Source organism: Actinokineospora sp. UTMC 2448 (assembly GCF_024760565.1).
Classification (GTDB): Bacteria; Actinomycetota; Actinomycetes; order Mycobacteriales; family Pseudonocardiaceae; genus Actinokineospora; species Actinokineospora fastidiosa.
This window is the reverse complement of record NZ_CP031087.1, coordinates 5,745,232-5,761,247: the sequence shown is the minus strand read 5'-3', so window position 1 is coordinate 5,761,247 and position 16,016 is coordinate 5,745,232. Positions and strand designations below refer to the sequence as shown.

The window sequence follows — 16,016 nt, the reverse complement described above, 5'->3', positions numbered from 1 at the left end:
GGTCCCGCCAGGCCCGGTTTCGCCTCAGAGCGCCGCCGTCGGGGCGCCCGACTTGACGATCCGCCCGCCGAGCCTGCCCGCGGGCCGCTCGACCAGGTAGTACGTCAGCGTGGCCAGGATGATCGTCCCGACCAGCACCTCGCCGATGAGCACCCACGTGTTCGCGGTGCCCGGCATCAGCATCGCGGGCGTGCCGAACAGGCTGCCCGCGCCGATGACGAAGTACAGCACCGGGAAGTGCCACAGGTAGACGCCGTAGGAGATCCGGCCGAGGAACCCGGCCACCTTGTTGCCCAGCACCGCGTCCATGAACCGCGAGCGGGCCCCGGGCGCGATCAGCGGGACGACGACCAGCACGCCCCAGATCACCGTGAGCACGTGGTCGAGCAGCGCCTGGCTCATGGGCGGGTAGTCGCCGCTGCCCGCCTTGTCGAACGGCCGCACGCAGTTGAGGATGTAGAGCCCGAACGCGACGACCCACCACGACATCGGCGACTTGGCGGCCAACTGGTAGAGCCTGGGCACCCGGCCGGTGACGTCGTGGTAGGCGTTCATCGCGCCCAGCATCATGCCGATCGCCATGACGCCGAGGAACATCGGCGGCCAGAAGATCTCGATGGGGTACTTGCCCATCGACGGCAGGTGCGTGTAGACCTCCCACGCCGGGCCCAGCAGCACGAACGGGGCCAGCGACCAGATGATCCGGCGCAGCTGCCGGTCGGGGTCGCCCGCGGCGGACCGCGCGTACCGGTTGATCAGCGCGGCGGCCAGCGGCAGCAGCAGGTAGAAGATGACCTCGGTGACGACGCTCCAGGTGATCTCCAGACCGGGGACCAGGCCGGAGAAGTCGCCGCCCTTGAAGTAGTGCAGGCCCAGCAGCGGCGCCAGCACGTACCAGACGCTGTCGATCGCGGAGAGGTTGATCAGCAGCAGCGCCGCGACCACGACCACCCAGTAGGTGGGCACGATGCGCAGCATGCGGCGCACGAAGAACGGCTTCAGCGCGGGCGCGTCGCCGCCGGTGAACGTCGCCTTGGCGAAGGACTTGTAGAGCAGCATGCCGGAGAGCAGGAAGAACGGCGTCAGGATGATGGTCAGGCCGACGGTCAGCCAGTTGAGGACCGGGATGCCCTTCAGCGGACCGACGTCCATGATGCCCGCGAAGTACGCGGTGTGCGCGAACAGGACGCCGATCGCGATGTAACCGCGGATCCCGTCGAGCACCGGCAACCGCTTCCGGCGCGGCTCAGCCGCCGTGGCGGCGTTCTTGGGTGGTTCCGGCGCTCCTGTTGGCGGAGGGCCCACTAACTCGGCGACCATCGACGTGCTCCTTCACAACGAAACGGGGACCGGGATTGTCAGAATCCAAGACCATCGCGCTCGCCGAGGCATCTCGCTGAATGCTCCATCGGCGAATTGCTCAGCGGAGTCCGCGAACGAACTTCCGGATGTCCTCGACGAGCAGCTCCGGTTCCTCCATCGCGGCGAAGTGACCGCCGCGCTCGAACTCGGTCCAGTGCGTGATGGTCGGGATGTCCCGGTCGGCGATGCGCCGGATCGGCAGGAACGCGTCGTGCGGGAACACGGCGACGCCGACCGGCCGGGTCTGCGGCGGCGGCACCGCGCCGGACACCGCGGCCCGGACGGCCTCGGCGCCCTCGTAGTAGAAGTGCGCCGAGGAGCCCGCGGTCGCGGTGAACCAGTACAGCGAGACCAGGGCGAGCAGGCGGTCGCGGGAGATGGCGTCCTCGGGCACCTTCGCCGACTCGTCGGTCCAGGCGTGGAACTTCTCGATGATCCAGGCCAGCTGGCCGACCGGGGAGTCGGTGAGGCCGTAGCCCAGCGTCTGCGGGCGGGTCTGCTGGATCTTCATGTAGCCGGACTGGTCGAGGTCGAACTGGCCCAGCTTCTGCAGCCGCTGCTGGTCGGTCTCCGACAGGTCGGCCAGCTCGGCCGGGTCGCCGGAGGGGAAGGTCATCAGCATGTTGACGTGGATGCCGATCAGCGGCTCGGGGTTGACCAGGCCGTGCACCAGCGAGATGACCGAGCCCGCGTCGCCGCCCTGCACGACGTAGCGGTCGTAGCCCAGCCTGCGCATCAGCTCCGCCCAGGCGAAGGCGATGCGCGGCACGTCCCAGCCGGTGTGGCGCAGCGTGGAGAAGCCGTAGCCGGGGATCGACGGGATGACCAGGTGGAAGGCGTCGGCGGGGTCGCCGCCGTGCGCGGCCGGGTCGGTCAGCGGGCCGATGACGTCGGCGAACTCGATGAACCCGCCCGGCCAGCCGTGCGAGAGCAGCATCGGCGTCGCGCCCGGCTCCGGCGAGGTGATGTGCAGGAAGTGGATGTCCTCGCCGTCGATCTCGGTGGTGAACTGCGGGTACCGGTTGAACTCCGCCTCGACGGCGCGCCAGTCGAACGAGGTCCGCCAGTAGGCCGCCAGTTCCTTGAGGTAGTCCTGGGGGACGCCCCGCTCCCAGCCGAACCCGGCCAGCTCCGGCTGCCAGCGGGTGGCGTCGAGCCTGCGGTGCAGGTCGTCGATCTGGGATTGGGGGATGTCAATGCGGAACGGCTCCATGGCGGGTTCCTTTTCTGCGCAACCGAAACAGAGCCGTCTCGGCGACGGCCCATTATCTTGACGATCATCTCCGCGGGCGCAAACGCGTTCAACTCCGCCGTTGCGCCCCTCGCTCCGCACGTGCAGAGAAGAAGAACCGGCCTGCTCGGTGCACTATTGGCTTCGACGCCTCTTTCGCAGCCAATAGTCCAAGACTTTTCACCGGACACGGTGACAAAAAGGTCGACGCCGAAATGGTTGCCTGAATGCCACTACGGACACCTTGACGGGGTGAAGACGTGACGCTGGTCGAGAACGAGGGATCGGTTGACCTCAACGGCGAGAAGCTGGACATCGAGGGCGTTCGGCGGGTTGCCGTTGACCGGACCCCGGTGACGCTGGACGAGTCCACTCTGGAGCGAGCGGCGATCAGCCGGAAGCAGTTCGAGGACACGGTCCGCGACGGTGTCCCCGTCTACGGTGTCACGACCGGCTACGGCGAGATGATCTACATGCTCGTCGGCACCTCCAAAGAGGTCGAGCTGCAGACCAACCTGGTGCGCAGCCACAGCGCAGGCGTCGGCCCGGTGTTCAACGAGCAGGAGGCCCGCGCCATCCTGGCCGCCCGGCTGAACGCGCTGGCCAAGGGCTACTCCGCGGTCCGCCCCGAGCTGCTGGAGCGCATGGCGCTCTACCTCAACCTGGGCATCACCCCGGCCATCCCGGAGATCGGCTCGCTGGGCGCGAGCGGCGACCTCGGCCCGCTGGCGCACATCGCCTCCTCGCTCATCGGCGAGGGCTACGTCCTCAAGGACGGCAGGAAGACCCCGACCGGGCCGGTCCTGCGCGAGCACGGCATCGAGCCGCTGCAGCTGCGGTTCAAGGAGGGCCTGGCGCTCATCAACGGCACCTCCGCGATGACCGGCCTCGGCTCCCTGGTGCTCGACCGCGCGCTCAACCAGGTCCGCCAGGCCGAGATCGTCACCGCGCTGGTGGTCGAGACGCTGCACGGCTCCCTGAGCCCGTTCCAGGCCGAGGGCCACGACATCGCCCGGCCGCACCGCGGCCAGATGGACAACGCCGCCAACATGCGCGAGCTGCTGGCGGGCACCCGGCTCGCCGTCGAGCACGCCGACCTGCGCAAGCAGGCCAAGGAGCAGCAGACCGGTGACGTCTCGCGCACCGACGTGTGGATCCAGAAGGCCTACACGCTGCGCGCGATCCCGCAGGTCGTCGGCGCGGTCCGGGACTCGCTGTACCACGCGACCGCGACGGTGGAGACCGAGCTCAACTCCTCGAACGACAACCCGCTGTTCTTCGAGGGCAAGGAGGTCTTCCACGGGGCCAACTTCCACGGCCAGCCGGTCGCCTTCGTCATGGACTTCACCGTCATCGCGCTGACCCAGCTCGGCGTGTTCTCCGAGCGGCGGACCAACCGCCTGCTCAACCGGTACCTCTCCGGCCTGCCCGAGTTCCTGGTCGGCTCCGGCGAGCCCGGCCTGCACAGCGGCTTCGCAGGCGCGCAGTACCCGGCCACCGCGCTGGTCGCCGAGAACCGCACGATCGGCCCGGCCAGCACGCAGAGCGTCCCGTCCAACGGCGACAACCAGGACGTCGTCAGCATGGGCCTGATCGCCGCGCGCAACGCCCGGCGGGTCGAGTCCAACAACAACTACATCCTCGCCGTCGAGTACCTGGCCGCCGCGCAGGCCGTGGACGTCTCCGGCCGCTACGCCGGGCTCAGCGCCGCGGGCAAGGCGACCTACGACGCCGTCCGCGCCCTGGTGCCCACGCTGGAGCAGGACCGGTACATGGCCGACGACATCGAGGCCGTGGCCGCGGCGCTGGGCCGCGGCGAGTTCCTGGACGCCGTCCGCCGCGCGGGCGTCCAGCTGCGCTGACCGCCCGAGAACCGAAAGGTGCGCGACATGACCAACCCGACGTCGGCGGAGCGCTTCCCGGTGTCCTACGCCCAGCAGATGCTGTGTGTGTTCGACGCGGGGGAGGAGGACTCCGGCCCGTTCGGCCCCCGCCACAACATCACCTGGAGCTGGCGGATCCGCGGCAGCGTCGACAGCGCGACCCTCGCCGACGCGCTCCTCGACGTCGTGACCCGGCACGAGGCGCTGCGCACCAGGATCGTCCGCGACGGCGACGAGCTGTACCAGAGCGTCGCGCCGCCGAGCCCGGCGCGGGTGTCCGAAGTGGATCTGTCGGACACCGCGCCGGGCGACCGCGACCGGCGCGCCGAGCGGCTGGTCATCGAGCTGGAGGGCGGCCGGTTCGGCATGGAGCCGCTGCCGCTGATCCGGGCAGTGCTCGGCCGCTTCGACGACGAGGACTCCGTGGTGGTGCTGATCATGCACCACGCCGCGATCGACGGCTGGTCCGCCCAGGTCATCGCCAGGGACCTCGCCGAGGCCTACGCCCGCAGGCGCGGCCACGACATCCCCGAGCGCCCCGAGGCCGTCCAGTACCGCGAGTTCGCGGTCTGGCAGCGCGAGTCGCCGGAGGAGGTCGTGCCGGAGAAGTCGGTGGCGTTCTGGCGGGAGAAGCTCGACGGCGCGCGGATGGCCACGGTCACCATGGACTTCCCGCGCTCGGCCGACCTGCCGAAGAACACCGCGGTCCTGCGCTACGCCGTCGACGACGAGCTGGCCGCCGGGGTGCGGGCGGTGGGCAAGTCCTGCCGCAGCACGCCGTTCATCGTGCTGCTGGCGGCGTACTACGTGCTGCTGGCCCGGCGCACCGGCGCGACCGACATCACGGTGCCGACCATCGGCGCGCACCGCAAGCAGGCGCGCTTCCAGGACACGGTGGGCAACCTGACCAACTTCCTCCCGCTGCGCACGGACCTGGCGGGCGCGGAGACCTTCGCCGACGTGGTGGCCAGGGCCCGCGCGACCTTCCTGGAGGCCTACTCCCGGGAGATCCCGTTCCTCGAGGTGATCGGCGCCGCGCCCACGCTGATGGCGGGCGCGGTCGAGGACGACCAGGCGCTCGTGGCGTTCCAGGTGCTCCAGCTGCCGTTCACCATGGACGGCGAGGTCGTCGGCGACCTGGAGCTGCGCACCGTGCCGAGGCGGATGTCGCAGGAGCGGGCCACCGAGATCCCCGACGGCGCGCTGTGGCAGCTGGACATCACGCCGAGCGGGCAGATCCACGCCTACCTTGGCTACAACACCCACAAGTTCACCGAGGCCACCATGCAGGCCCTGGCCGACGAGTTCGCCCAGGTGCTCAAGGAGACGGTCCTCGACCCGCAGGCGCCGCTGCGGTTCTGACGGAGAACGGGGTTTCAGACGTGAGTGAGTTGGCACGCGTGCCGGACTTCGGGCCCGCCGTCATCGAGGCGGACGACCCGAGGTACGAGAGCATGCTGCGGGGCGCGAACCACCGGTTCGTCGCCAAGCCGGACCGGGTCTGCGTGGTGACGACCACCGAGCAGGTCGTGCGGGTGGTCGGCGAGGCCGTCGCGGGCGGCCTGCGGGTCACGGTGCGCAGCGGCGGGCACGGGTACGAGGGCTTCACCGCGGCCGAGGGCGGCGTCCTGCTGGACATGTCGGAGATGGCCACGGTCTACTTCGACGCCGACCGCGCCGCGTTCGCCATCGAGCCCGGCGCCACCCTCGGGCACGTCTACCGGGTGCTGTTCAAGGGATGGAACGTGACCATCCCCGGCGGCGAGTGCACCGAGGTCGGCGTCGGCGGGCACTTCGCGGGCGGCGGCTACGGGCCGCTGTCGCGCAGGCTCGGCGCGGTCGTGGACTACCTGGTCGCCGTCGAGGTCGTGGTGGTCGACGCGGACGGCACGGCTCGCGCGGTGGTCGCCACCAACGAGCCCGACGACCCGCACCGCGACCTCTGGTGGGCGCACACGGGCGGCGGGGGCGGCAACTTCGGCGTGGTGACCCGCTACTGGGTCCGCGCGCCGGGGGCCACCTCCACCGACCCGGCCGAGCTGCTGCCGAAGGCGCCGAGCCGCTGGCGGATCGGCTACTGCATGTGGCCGTGGGCGGAGATGACCGAGGAGTCGTTCACGACCCTGCTGCGCAACGTCGGCACGTGGTTCGAGGAGAACAGCGCGCCCGGCTCGCGGCACGCCCAGCACTCGGCGTCGTTCTACGCGTCGCACCGCTCCGGCGGCGCGCTGCTGGTGCAGGCCATGGTGGACGACGACGTCCCCGACGCCGCCGCGCTGCTCGACGAGTACTTCGACGCGGTGTCCGAGGGCGTCGGCGTGGCCGGGACGCGCACGCAGTCGGTGAAGCCGTGGCTGTTCTTCGCGGCCTACCCGAACTGGGGCGATCCGGGCACACCGGACGTCCGCCGGGCCAAGCTGAAGGCGGCGTACCTGCGCAAGGGGTACACCGACCCGCAGCTGGCCGCCGTGTGGGAGCACCTGACCCGCGAGGGCTCCGAGCACAACCAGTTCATCCTGATCGGCTACGGCGGCCAGGTGAACACCGTCGCCCCGGACGCCACCGCGACCGCCCAGCGCGACTCGGTGCTCAAGGCGGCGTTCATGTCCGTGTGGGGCGACGAGGCCGACGACCACGACCGCATCGGCCGCCTGCGCGAGTTCTACCGCGACGTGTACGCCGAGACGGGCGGGGTGCCGGTGCCCGGCGAGCGCAGCGACGGGTCGTACATCAACTACCCGGACATCGACCTGGCCGACCCGGAGTGGAACACCTCGGGGGTGCCGTGGTCCACGCTGTACTACAAGGACAACTACCCGCGGTTGCAGCAGGTCAAGGCGAAGTACGACCCGCGCGACGTGTTCCACCACGGGTTGTCCGTCGAGCTGCCCTGACCCGAGGGGCGCGCGGCCGGTGGGTCCGAGATCTCCTCGGGCCGCCGGCCGCGCGCGTCCCCTCGGTGGCAGTGTTGATCAGGACGGAGCACGTTGGAAGAGGACAACGGCGTCCGGACCGCTCCAGACTGGACGCGTTCGTGCCGGTGACCATGCCCGGCTGGCTCCTGCCACAAAACCGCTGCCACAGGACATGAGGTGATTTCCCACATGGCGGAGAAGACGAACCCGGCGGGCGAGCCGGTGATCGCCCGGCTGCGCGCCGAGGTCGGCGGCGCGGTCCTCGTGCCCGGCGACCCGGACTTCGACAAGGCGTGCACGATCTACCTCGGCGGGCTCGACGAGCGGCCCGCGGTCGTCGTGCGGCCCGACGGCGTCGCCGACGTGGCGCGGGTCGTCGCGGTGGCGCGCGAGACCGGGGTGGCGCTGGCGGTCAAGGGCGGCGGGCACAGCCCGTTCGCGCTCTGCGACGGCGGCATCGTGCTGGACATGTCCACCATCCGCGACCTGGAGATCGACCCCGAGACGCGCACCGCGTGGGCCGGGGCCGGTCTGACCGCGGGCGAGTTCACCAACGCCGCCCACGAGCACGGCCTCGCGCTGGGCCTCGGCGACACCGGCAGCGTCGGCCTGGGCGGCATCACCATCGGCGGCGGCATCGGCTACCTGGTCCGCAAGTACGGCCTGACCATCGACCACCTGCTGGCCGCGGAGATCGTCACCGCCGACGGCGAGCTGCGCCGCGTCGACGCCGAGAACGAGCCCGACCTGTTCTGGGCGATCCGCGGCGGCGGCGGCAACTTCGGCGTGGTGACCCGGCTGCGCTACAACCTGGTGGAGCTGCGCACGGTCGTCGGCGGCCTGCTGGTGCAGAAGGCGACGCCGGAGACGATCTCCGGGTTCGTCAAGCTCGCCCAGGAGGCGCCCGCCGAGCTGACCAGCATCATGAACATCTTCAACGCCCCGCCGATGCCGTTCGTCCCCGACGAGCTGGTCGGCACGCCGATCATCATGTCCATGATGGTCTACGCGGGGGAGGGCGAGGCCGCCGAGCGCGCCCTGGCCCCGTTCCGCGAGTTGGACGCGCCGATCGCCGACATGATCGAGACGATGCCGCTGCCCGGCATCTACCCGCCCGAGGACGAGGACGAGCACCCGATCGCCGCGTCCCGCAACCTCTTCACCGACACCGTCGACCTCGACGACGCGACCCTGATCCTGGACCGCATCGCCGCGGCCACCGCCGACATGGCGGCCACCCAGATCCGCGTCATCAACGGCGCCGCGAGCGCCGTCCCCGCCGACGCCACCGCCTATGCCCACCGCGACCGCGACATCATGATCAACCTCGCGGCCATCTACAGCGACCTCGCCGACACCGACAACCAGCACCGCTGGGTCGACGAGTTCACCACGGCCCTCGCCAAGGGCAAGCCCGCCATGTACGTCAACTTCCTCGACAACCGCCGCGAGGGCCGCATCCGCGAGGCCTACCCGGATGGCACCTGGGAGCGCCTGCGCGCCATCAAGCGCACGTACGACCCAACGAACGTGTTCCGCGTGAACAACAACATCCCCCCAGCCGACGCCTGACCACCGCATACCCCGAAGCGGGCCCGCCCTACCGGCCGGGCCCGCTTCGTCGTGCGGGGAGAAATGGCGGGGTTGTCGAGACCGGACCCGGACCCGGACAGCGTGGCGAGCAGGGGACGGCTCGCCCCCGCCAGGGCCGGTCTGCCTTGCGGTAGCTGGCGAAGCGATCCCCGGCGGCACCACCGCCCGCCTCCACGCGCCTTGCCGCTCGCCCTGCCAGCCTGGCGAGGCTCGCGCTGGCCCCCGCCACTGGCCGCCTCGACGACGTGCCGCTCGCCCTGCCAACCTGCTGGGTCGGGGCTGGAGCGTCGGCCGCCGTCGTGGACTCGTCTCCTCCACACGACTGCCGTCGCTTCGCTTGCCTGGCGGGTTCAGGCGGGGCTCGCGCTGGCCGCGCCGCTGCTCCCCTCGACTTGGCGTGCCGGTCGCCCTGCCAGTCTGGCGGATTTCGGCTGAAGCGTTCGCCGCCGTGGTGGCCGGTCTCCTCCGCGCGATTTGTCGTCGCCTGGCCTGCCTGGTGGGTGTCGGGCGGGCTCGTGCTGGCCGTGCCGCTGCTCGCCTCGACTCGGCGTGCCGCTCGCCCTGCTGGCCTGGTGGGTGGGGGCTGGAGCGTTCGCCGCCGTGGTGGCCTGTCCTCCCCGCGGCTTGTCGTCACCTGGCCTGCCAGGTGGGTGTCGGGCGGGGCTCGTGCTGCCCGCGCCACTGCTCGCCTCGACTCGGCGTGCCGCTCGCCCTGCCAGCCTGGTGGGTTTCGGCTGGAGCGTCCGCCTCCGTCGTGGGCCCGCCTCCTCCGCGCGACTTGCCGCTCGCCCTGCCAGTCTGGCGGTTTCGGGCGGGGCTCGCGCTGCCCGCGCCACTGCTCGCCTCGACTCGGCGTGCCGCTCGCCCTGCGAGCCTGGTAGGTCCGGGGCTGAAGCGTCAGCTGCCGTCGTACGCCCATCTCCTCCGCACGACTTGCTGTCGTCTCGCCAGTGGCTTTCGGGCGGAGCCTCAGCTGCCGTCGTGGCCCGGTCTGCCTCCACACGACTCGCCGTTCGCTTCGCTGGCCGGAGGGTCTTGGGCGGGGCTTGCCTGCGTCGCGGCCAGCCTCGTCCACACGGCTTGGCGTCGCCTCGCCAGGCTGATCGGTCTCGGGCGGAGCTCGCGCTGCCGTCGTGGCCCGCCAGCGCCGCGGACGACTGGCCGAAGTGGCCGGGAGGGACCCTGCCCTCGTGGCGGCCCCCTCGGTCCTGCCGTTCCACTTCCGCTTCAAAACGCCATCGACCCCGGGCGAGCGGGTGGCTCGGCCGGGGTCGGCGGCAGGACGTCCTCCTGGTCGGGGCCTGGGTGGGGTCCCCGCCGGGGCGTCGTCTCAGACCTTTTCGGGGGTGGGGTCCTCGGTGGGCTGCTCGGTCGGGGCGGGGGCGCCGAGCGGGGGGACGTGGCGGAGTTTGACCATGATCATGACCGCGGCCGCCGCGACCAGGGTGGCGGCGATGGCGGAGACGACCTGCATGCCGCTGGTGAAGGCGTCGCGGGCGGTGGCCAGTACGTCCGGGGGGAGGACGTCGGCGACGGTCGTGGCGCCCGCGGCGCTCTCCCGGGCGGCCGCGGCGGCGTCCGCCGGGACCTCGGCGGGGACGGCGTCGCTCATCTGGCCCCGGTAGATGGCGGTGGCGCCCGCGCCCAGGACCGCGAACCCGAGCGCGGCGCCGATCTCGTTGCTGACCTGCGGCATCGCCGAGGCGGCCCCGGCCTTCTCCGGCGGGCTGGAGCTGACCACCAGGCCGATGCCCAGGGCCAGCAGCGGCGCGCCGCCCGCGCACCACAGGCCGAACGCGATCACCGGGACCAGCGGCGAGGTGCCCGGGCCGATCTGGGTGAACCACACCAGCGCGCCCACGACGACCAGCAGGCCGACGCCGATGATGACCGACGGCCGGAACCGGCGGGCCACGATGGGCGCCACCGTCGTGCCGATGGTGGACAGGGCCATGCCGGGCAGCAGCGCCAGGCCCGCCTGCAGCGGCGAGAGCCCGCCGACGGTCTGGAACCACTGGGTCATGAGCAGCAGCACCGCGCCGGTCAGCACGCTGTAGGTGAACAGCCCCAGCAGCCCCACCCGGAACTCGGTGATGGCGAACAGCTTCAGGTCCAGCAGCGGGTCGGCCAGGCGGTTCTGCCTGCGCACGAACAGCGCGCCGATCACCAGGCCGACGGCGACGGCGACCACGGGCACCAGGCCGAACCCGTGCTTGGCCGCCTCCTTGATGCCGTAGATGAGCGCCAGGATCGCCGCCAGCGACATGAGCGCGCTGACCAGGTCGAGCCGCCCGGCGTTGGGGTTGCGGTACTCCGGCAGCACGATGGGGCCCAGCACGAGCAGCAGCAGCATGACCGGCACGCCGAGCAGGAACACCGACCCCCACCAGAAGTGCTCCAGCAGGATGCCGCCCGCGATCGGGCCGAGGATCGCGCCCACGGTGAACGCGCCGGCCCAGATGCCGATGGCCAGGCCCCGCTGCTTCTGGTCGTGGAACATGTTGCTGATCAGCGACAGCGTCGACGGCGTCAGCGTCGCGCCCGCGACGCCGAGCAGCGCGCGCGCCAGGATCAGCAGCTCGGGGGTGGGCGCGTAGGCCGACACCACCGAGGCCACGCCGAACACCGACGCGCCGATGAGCAGCAGCTTCCTGCGGCCGATCCGGTCGCCGAGGCCGCCCATCGTGATGAGGAAGCCGCCCACCAGGAAGCCGTAGATGTCGACGATCCACAGCTGCTCGATGCTGTCCGCGCCCAGGTCGGCGCTCAGGTGCGGCAGCGCGAGCAGGAGGGTGAACAGGTCGAACGACGTCATCATCGCGGTCAGGGCCAGTACCGCGAGGCCGGTCCATTCCCGCCTGCCCGCCAGGGCTGGCACAGCGTCGGAAGTCATGTGCTGGGTCCTTTCGGTCCTTGCGTGGTGCGCGGCTCAGGTGGGCTGGAGCCCGCGCTGGTCCTCCGGCGGCGGCGCGGCGTGCCGCGGGCGGGGTAAGGGAGCGGCCATCGGTACTCCTCGACGCGTTCTGTCTCGCACGTGCGCGTACCTGATTCTCCGCGCCCGCCACCACCCCGGACATCTCTCGTCTTGCTCACTTGGAGTCACCCGGCAGGCACTTACGGAGACGCCCGCACCCGTGGTCGGCGGGCACAATCGACGTCGGCTCACTCTGCTGGGAGGCAGCGCCATGAAGGTTGGTTTGGAGCTCGGGGAGTTCGTCTGGGACGGCGGTCCCGCCGCGATGGGCCGCACCGTCGCCGAGATCGCCACCGTGGCCGACGACGCGGGCTATGACCTGATCGGGGTCGGCGACCACGTGTGGCAGGGGCCGCACGCGGGCGGGCCGGGGATGCCGCAACTGGAGTGCTTCACCACGCTCGGCGTCATCGCCGCGCACACCCGCCGGTGCAGGCTCGCCCCGGTCGTTGCCGGTGTCCACTTCCGCGCCCCCGCCCTGCTCGCCAAGACCGTGACCACCCTGGACGTCCTGTCCGGCGGCCGGGCGGTGCTGGGCATCGGCACGGGCTGGGACGCCGACGAGGCCGCGGGCATGGGCATCGACTTCCCGCCGACGGCACAGCGGTTCGCCATGCTGGAGGAGGCGCTGCAGATCTGCCTGCGCCTCTGGCACGGCGACGAGCGGCCCTTCGACGGGGAGCACTATCGACTCGCGCGCCCGCTCGCCGAGCCCAAGAGCCTGTCGCGCCCGCACCCGCCGATCATGCTCGGCGGCGGCGGCCGCAAGACGCTGCGCCTGGTCGCGCGCTACGGCGACGCCTGCAACGTCTACCCGGGACCGGACCTGGCCGAGAAGCTCGACCTGCTGCGCGAGCTCTGCGACCAGGAGGGCCGCGACTACGACGCGATCGAGAAGACCTGCATCTTCCCGTTCACCGTGGCCGAGGACGGCGCGGGCGCGAGCGAGCTGACCGACGAGCTGCACCGGCTGTCGGCGGCGGGCATCGACACCGCCATCGGCATCGTGTCCGGCTCGAACCCGGTCCGGCAGGTCTCCGTCATCGGCGACAAGGTGATCCCGGCCGTCACCGGATAGGACCGAGACACGCGACCGCCCCCACCGGAACCGGTGGGGGCGGTCGTGTGTCGTCACCCGTTGAGCAGGTCGTCGCGGCGCGCGCGGAGGCTGTCGAACGAGCTGAGGTCCGGCACGGTCCAGCCGTCCAGGTCGTACTCGGACAGGCACTGGTCCACGAAGGACTTGTAGCCGTCGACCTGGCCGTTGGCCAGCTGCGACGACCACAGCTCGACGCGCGTGTTCTCGTGGTTGCCCGCGTAGTTGCGCTCGTAGAGCTCGTGGCGCCCGCCGAACTCGGTGCCCACGGAGTCCCACAGCAGCTTCATGACCTTGACGCGCTCGACCGCGTCGACGCCGTTGGAGCCGCGCACGTACTTGTCGAGGTACGGCCGGATCTCGGGGTTCTTGAAGTCCTCCGCGCTGGAGTTGAGGTAGATCAGCCCGCTGGCGATGTCCTGCTCGACGATCTCCTTGACCCTCGGGTACCCGATCTGCATGAACCACCGGTACGCCAGCATGTACTGCGGGTTGGGCAGCACCGCGCCGTTGGTCCACGGCACCGGGTTGCGCGCGGCCGCGTCCGACAGGCCCCAGAACAGGTTGCGCCAGGCCAGCACCTCGCCGAGCCTGCTCTGCACGCCGCGGAAGTCCTTCACTCCGGTGATCTCCACCGCCTTGGCCAGCAGCCCGGCGATGAACTCCAGCTTGACGGCCAGCCGCACGCAGCCCTGGAAGGTGAACCGCTCGGGGAACCCGGAGCGGCCGGTGAACAGCTGCACCTTCCCGAGGTTGCCGTAGATGAACACGTTCTCCCACGGGATGAGCACCTTGTCCAGCACCAGGATGGTGTCGTTCTCGTCCATCCGGGAGGACAGCGGGTAGTCGAACGGGCTGCCCATCACCGCGGCCTGCGCGGTGTAGGACGTGCGGCAGATCAGCTTCATCCCCGGCGCGTTCATCGGGATGGTGGCCACGAGCGCGAACTTGCGGTCCTTGATGGGCAGGCCGTAGTGCGCGATGAAGTTGTAGTGGGTGAGCGCCGAGCCGGTGGCGACCACCTTGGCCCCGCTCACCACGAGCCCGGCGTCGGTCTCCTTCTCGACGTGCACGAACACGTCGGCGACCTGGTCCGGCGGCAGGTTGCGGTCGACCGGCGGGTGCACGATCGCGTGGTTCCAGTAGAGGACCTTCTCCTGCGACTCCTTGTACCAGCGCCGCGCGTTGTCCGAGTACGGCGCGTAGAACTCCGAGTTCGCCCCGAGCGTGCCGAGGAAGGAGGCCTTGTAGTCGGGGCTGCGGCCCAGCCAGCCGTAGCTCATCCGCGCCCACGCGGCGATCGCCTGCTGGTCGGCGACGAGGTCATCGGCGCTGTGCGGGGTGGTGAAGAACCGGTGCGTGTAGCCGTCGCTGCCGGTGTCGGTCGGCGCGGTGAGGACGTCCTTGTGCTCCGGGTCGTGCAACGCGTCGTAGAGCCGCGCGACCATGCGCGCCGGGTTGTGGAACGCCGGGTGCGTCGTGACATCCTTGACCCGGTCGCCGTAGAGGTAGATCTCGCGGTCGTCGCGCAGGCTCTCGAGGTACTCCGCACCGGTGAGCGGGCGGGTGGTCGGTCGCGCGACGGGCGCGCCGCTCGGGATGTCCCGATCGTCGGTCATCGGATTCTTCCTTACTCGTCGCTGCTCCGGCAGATGTCGGGTCGTGGCTGTCCCATCGTCCCACCGGGAAACGGCCGGGGGATTCTCGCGGCGTGTGCTGTCTGCGCAATTCGCGAGATGCGGCGGCCGGTCACCGTTGCGAGAGTTTGGGAAAACGCCTGACCAGGGTGTCTCCTGGCCGACACCGCATCGGCACCGCGCGCCGACGCGGCCCGCTGCCGCCGCAGGACGTCCCTCGAGGAGCCGATGTGACCACAGTGGATTGCTGGGACCTGCTGACCAGGAAGGACGACCTGGCGGTCGGCGAGCCGCGCCCCGCGCGCGTGCGCGCCCCGCGCCCGGGCGAGATCCGGGTCGCGGTCGAGAAGTTCGGCCTGACGATGAACAGCGTCACCTACGCGCGGCTCGGCGACGGCCACATGCCGTTCTTCGCCGCGTTCCCCGCGCCGGAGGGCTACGGCCGGGTGCCGGTCTGGGCGTTCGTGCGCGTCGAGGAGTCGAACCACCCCGGCGTCGCCGTGGGCGAGCGGTACTTCGGCTTCGTGCCGATCTCCACCCACCACGTGCTGCCCGTCGAGCCCACCGCGCGCGGGCTGCTCGACACCGAACCCGGGCGCGCGTTCCTGCCCACCTGGTACCGCACGTTCCAGCGCGTCGCCGAGCCCGACGCGCTCGACGACCGGCGGGCGGTGTTCCGCCCGATCTTCCCGCTGTCGTTCCACCTTGCCGACTTCCTCGCCGGGCACGCCGAGCGGGGCGTCAAGTCGGTGCTGGTCGCGGGCGCGTCGAGCAAGTCGGCGATCGCGCTGGCCGACCTGCTCTCCCGGCGGACCGACCTGTCGGTGGTCGGGCTGACCGCGCCCGCCAACCTCGGGTTCGTCGGCGGCCTCGGCTTCTACGACGCGGTGGCGGCGCACGACGACCTCGCCTCGGTCGCGCTCGCCGGGCCCGCGGTGCTCGTCGACTTCACCGGATCGCACCGGCGCATCCGCGCCGCCCACGAGCGCTTCGCCGGGGAGCTGGCGGCCGTCACGCTGGTCGGCTACACCCACCCGGAGTCGGTGCAGGCGCTGCCGGAGCTGGCCGACCCCGAGCCGGAGTTCTTCTTCGCCCCCGGGGTGGAGGAGGAGACCCTGGCCGCCGAGGGCGAGGACGCGTTCTTCGCCCGCTACCACGCCGAGGAGGACCGCTTCCTCGCAGCCACCCGGTCCTGGCTCGGCGTGGCGCCGCGCCGGGGGCCGGAGGCGATCCTGGCGGGGTTCCGCGCCCTGCTGGCAGGCCCGCGGCCGCCCGCGGACACCGAGGTGTTCTGTCCGCGGTAGGCGGACATGGACGATCCGACG

The 16,016-nt window shown here is 71.2% G+C and carries 10 protein-coding genes; 6 read left to right on the top strand and 4 right to left on the bottom strand.

Translation table 11 applies throughout. From position 1 onward, the window contains the following. Nucleotides 1–24: 24 nt before the first annotated feature. Nucleotides 25–1,224 carry an acyltransferase family protein gene (locus Actkin_RS26265; protein WP_258904626.1) on the bottom strand — a complete coding sequence of 400 codons (1,200 nt, stop codon included), beginning with the start codon at nucleotides 1,222–1,224 and terminating at the stop codon, nucleotides 25–27. Nucleotides 1,225–1,420: 196 nt separating this feature from the next. Then, nucleotides 1,421–2,575, bottom strand: a complete 1,155-nt coding sequence (locus tag Actkin_RS26260; protein ID WP_189214069.1) for an epoxide hydrolase family protein — start codon at nucleotides 2,573–2,575, stop codon at nucleotides 1,421–1,423. 278 nt (nucleotides 2,576–2,853) lie between these two features. On the opposite strand from Actkin_RS26260, the gene cmdF reads away from it, so the two are divergent. From cmdF to Actkin_RS26240, 4 genes are all read left to right on the top strand, one after another. Further along, complete coding sequence (gene cmdF, locus Actkin_RS26255; RefSeq protein WP_258904625.1) at nucleotides 2,854–4,455, top strand: tyrosine 2,3-aminomutase; 1,602 nt, start codon at nucleotides 2,854–2,856, stop codon at nucleotides 4,453–4,455. A gap of 27 nt (nucleotides 4,456–4,482) precedes the next feature. Further along, nucleotides 4,483–5,838: a condensation domain-containing protein gene (locus tag Actkin_RS26250; protein ID WP_258904624.1), complete on the top strand. Its 1,356-nt coding sequence runs from the start codon at nucleotides 4,483–4,485 to the stop codon at nucleotides 5,836–5,838. Between the two features lie 20 nt (nucleotides 5,839–5,858). Beyond that, nucleotides 5,859–7,370, top strand: a complete 1,512-nt coding sequence (locus tag Actkin_RS26245; protein WP_258904623.1) for an FAD-binding oxidoreductase — start codon at nucleotides 5,859–5,861, stop codon at nucleotides 7,368–7,370. A gap of 210 nt (nucleotides 7,371–7,580) precedes the next feature. Then, nucleotides 7,581–8,963, top strand: coding sequence for an FAD-binding oxidoreductase (locus Actkin_RS26240; protein WP_258904622.1), 1,383 nt, complete (start codon nucleotides 7,581–7,583; stop codon nucleotides 8,961–8,963). A 1,351-nt stretch (nucleotides 8,964–10,314) separates the two neighbouring features. On the opposite strand, the gene Actkin_RS26235 is transcribed toward Actkin_RS26240, so the two are convergent. After that, the gene (locus tag Actkin_RS26235; RefSeq protein ID WP_189214077.1) at nucleotides 10,315–11,877 is read right to left on the bottom strand and encodes an MFS transporter; all 1,563 of its coding nucleotides are present in this window, start codon (nucleotides 11,875–11,877) and stop codon (nucleotides 10,315–10,317) included. 292 nt (nucleotides 11,878–12,169) lie between these two features. Between Actkin_RS26235 and Actkin_RS26230 the strand changes: the two genes are divergently transcribed. Next, nucleotides 12,170–13,036, top strand: a complete 867-nt coding sequence (locus Actkin_RS26230) for an LLM class F420-dependent oxidoreductase (RefSeq protein ID WP_258904621.1) — start codon at nucleotides 12,170–12,172, stop codon at nucleotides 13,034–13,036. A gap of 53 nt (nucleotides 13,037–13,089) precedes the next feature. Here Actkin_RS26230 and Actkin_RS26225 read toward each other — a convergent pair whose 3' ends face one another. Further along, the gene (locus Actkin_RS26225) at nucleotides 13,090–14,673 is read right to left on the bottom strand and encodes a 4-hydroxyphenylacetate 3-hydroxylase family protein (protein ID WP_258904620.1); all 1,584 of its coding nucleotides are present in this window, start codon (nucleotides 14,671–14,673) and stop codon (nucleotides 13,090–13,092) included. Between the two features lie 248 nt (nucleotides 14,674–14,921). Between Actkin_RS26225 and Actkin_RS26220 the strand changes: the two genes are divergently transcribed. Continuing rightward, a complete protein-coding gene (locus Actkin_RS26220; protein ID WP_258904619.1) occupies nucleotides 14,922–15,995 on the top strand; it encodes a DUF2855 family protein in 1,074 nt (357 codons plus the stop codon). The last annotated feature ends 21 nt before the right edge of the window (nucleotides 15,996–16,016 follow it).

Bases quoted from the DNA above. Each gene is read 5' to 3' on its own strand.
- Actkin_RS26235 (WP_189214077.1), bottom strand. From the start codon at position 11,877: ATGACTTCCGACGCTGTGCCAGCCCTGGCGGGCAGGCGGGAATGGACC.
- Actkin_RS26240 (WP_258904622.1), top strand. From the start codon at position 7,581: ATGGCGGAGAAGACGAACCCGGCGGGCGAGCCGGTGATCGCCCGGCTG.
- Actkin_RS26225 (WP_258904620.1), bottom strand. From the start codon at position 14,673: ATGACCGACGATCGGGACATCCCGAGCGGCGCGCCCGTCGCGCGACCG.
- Actkin_RS26230 (WP_258904621.1), top strand. From the start codon at position 12,170: ATGAAGGTTGGTTTGGAGCTCGGGGAGTTCGTCTGGGACGGCGGTCCC.
- Actkin_RS26250 (WP_258904624.1), top strand. From the start codon at position 4,483: ATGACCAACCCGACGTCGGCGGAGCGCTTCCCGGTGTCCTACGCCCAG.
- Actkin_RS26260 (WP_189214069.1), bottom strand. From the start codon at position 2,575: ATGGAGCCGTTCCGCATTGACATCCCCCAATCCCAGATCGACGACCTG.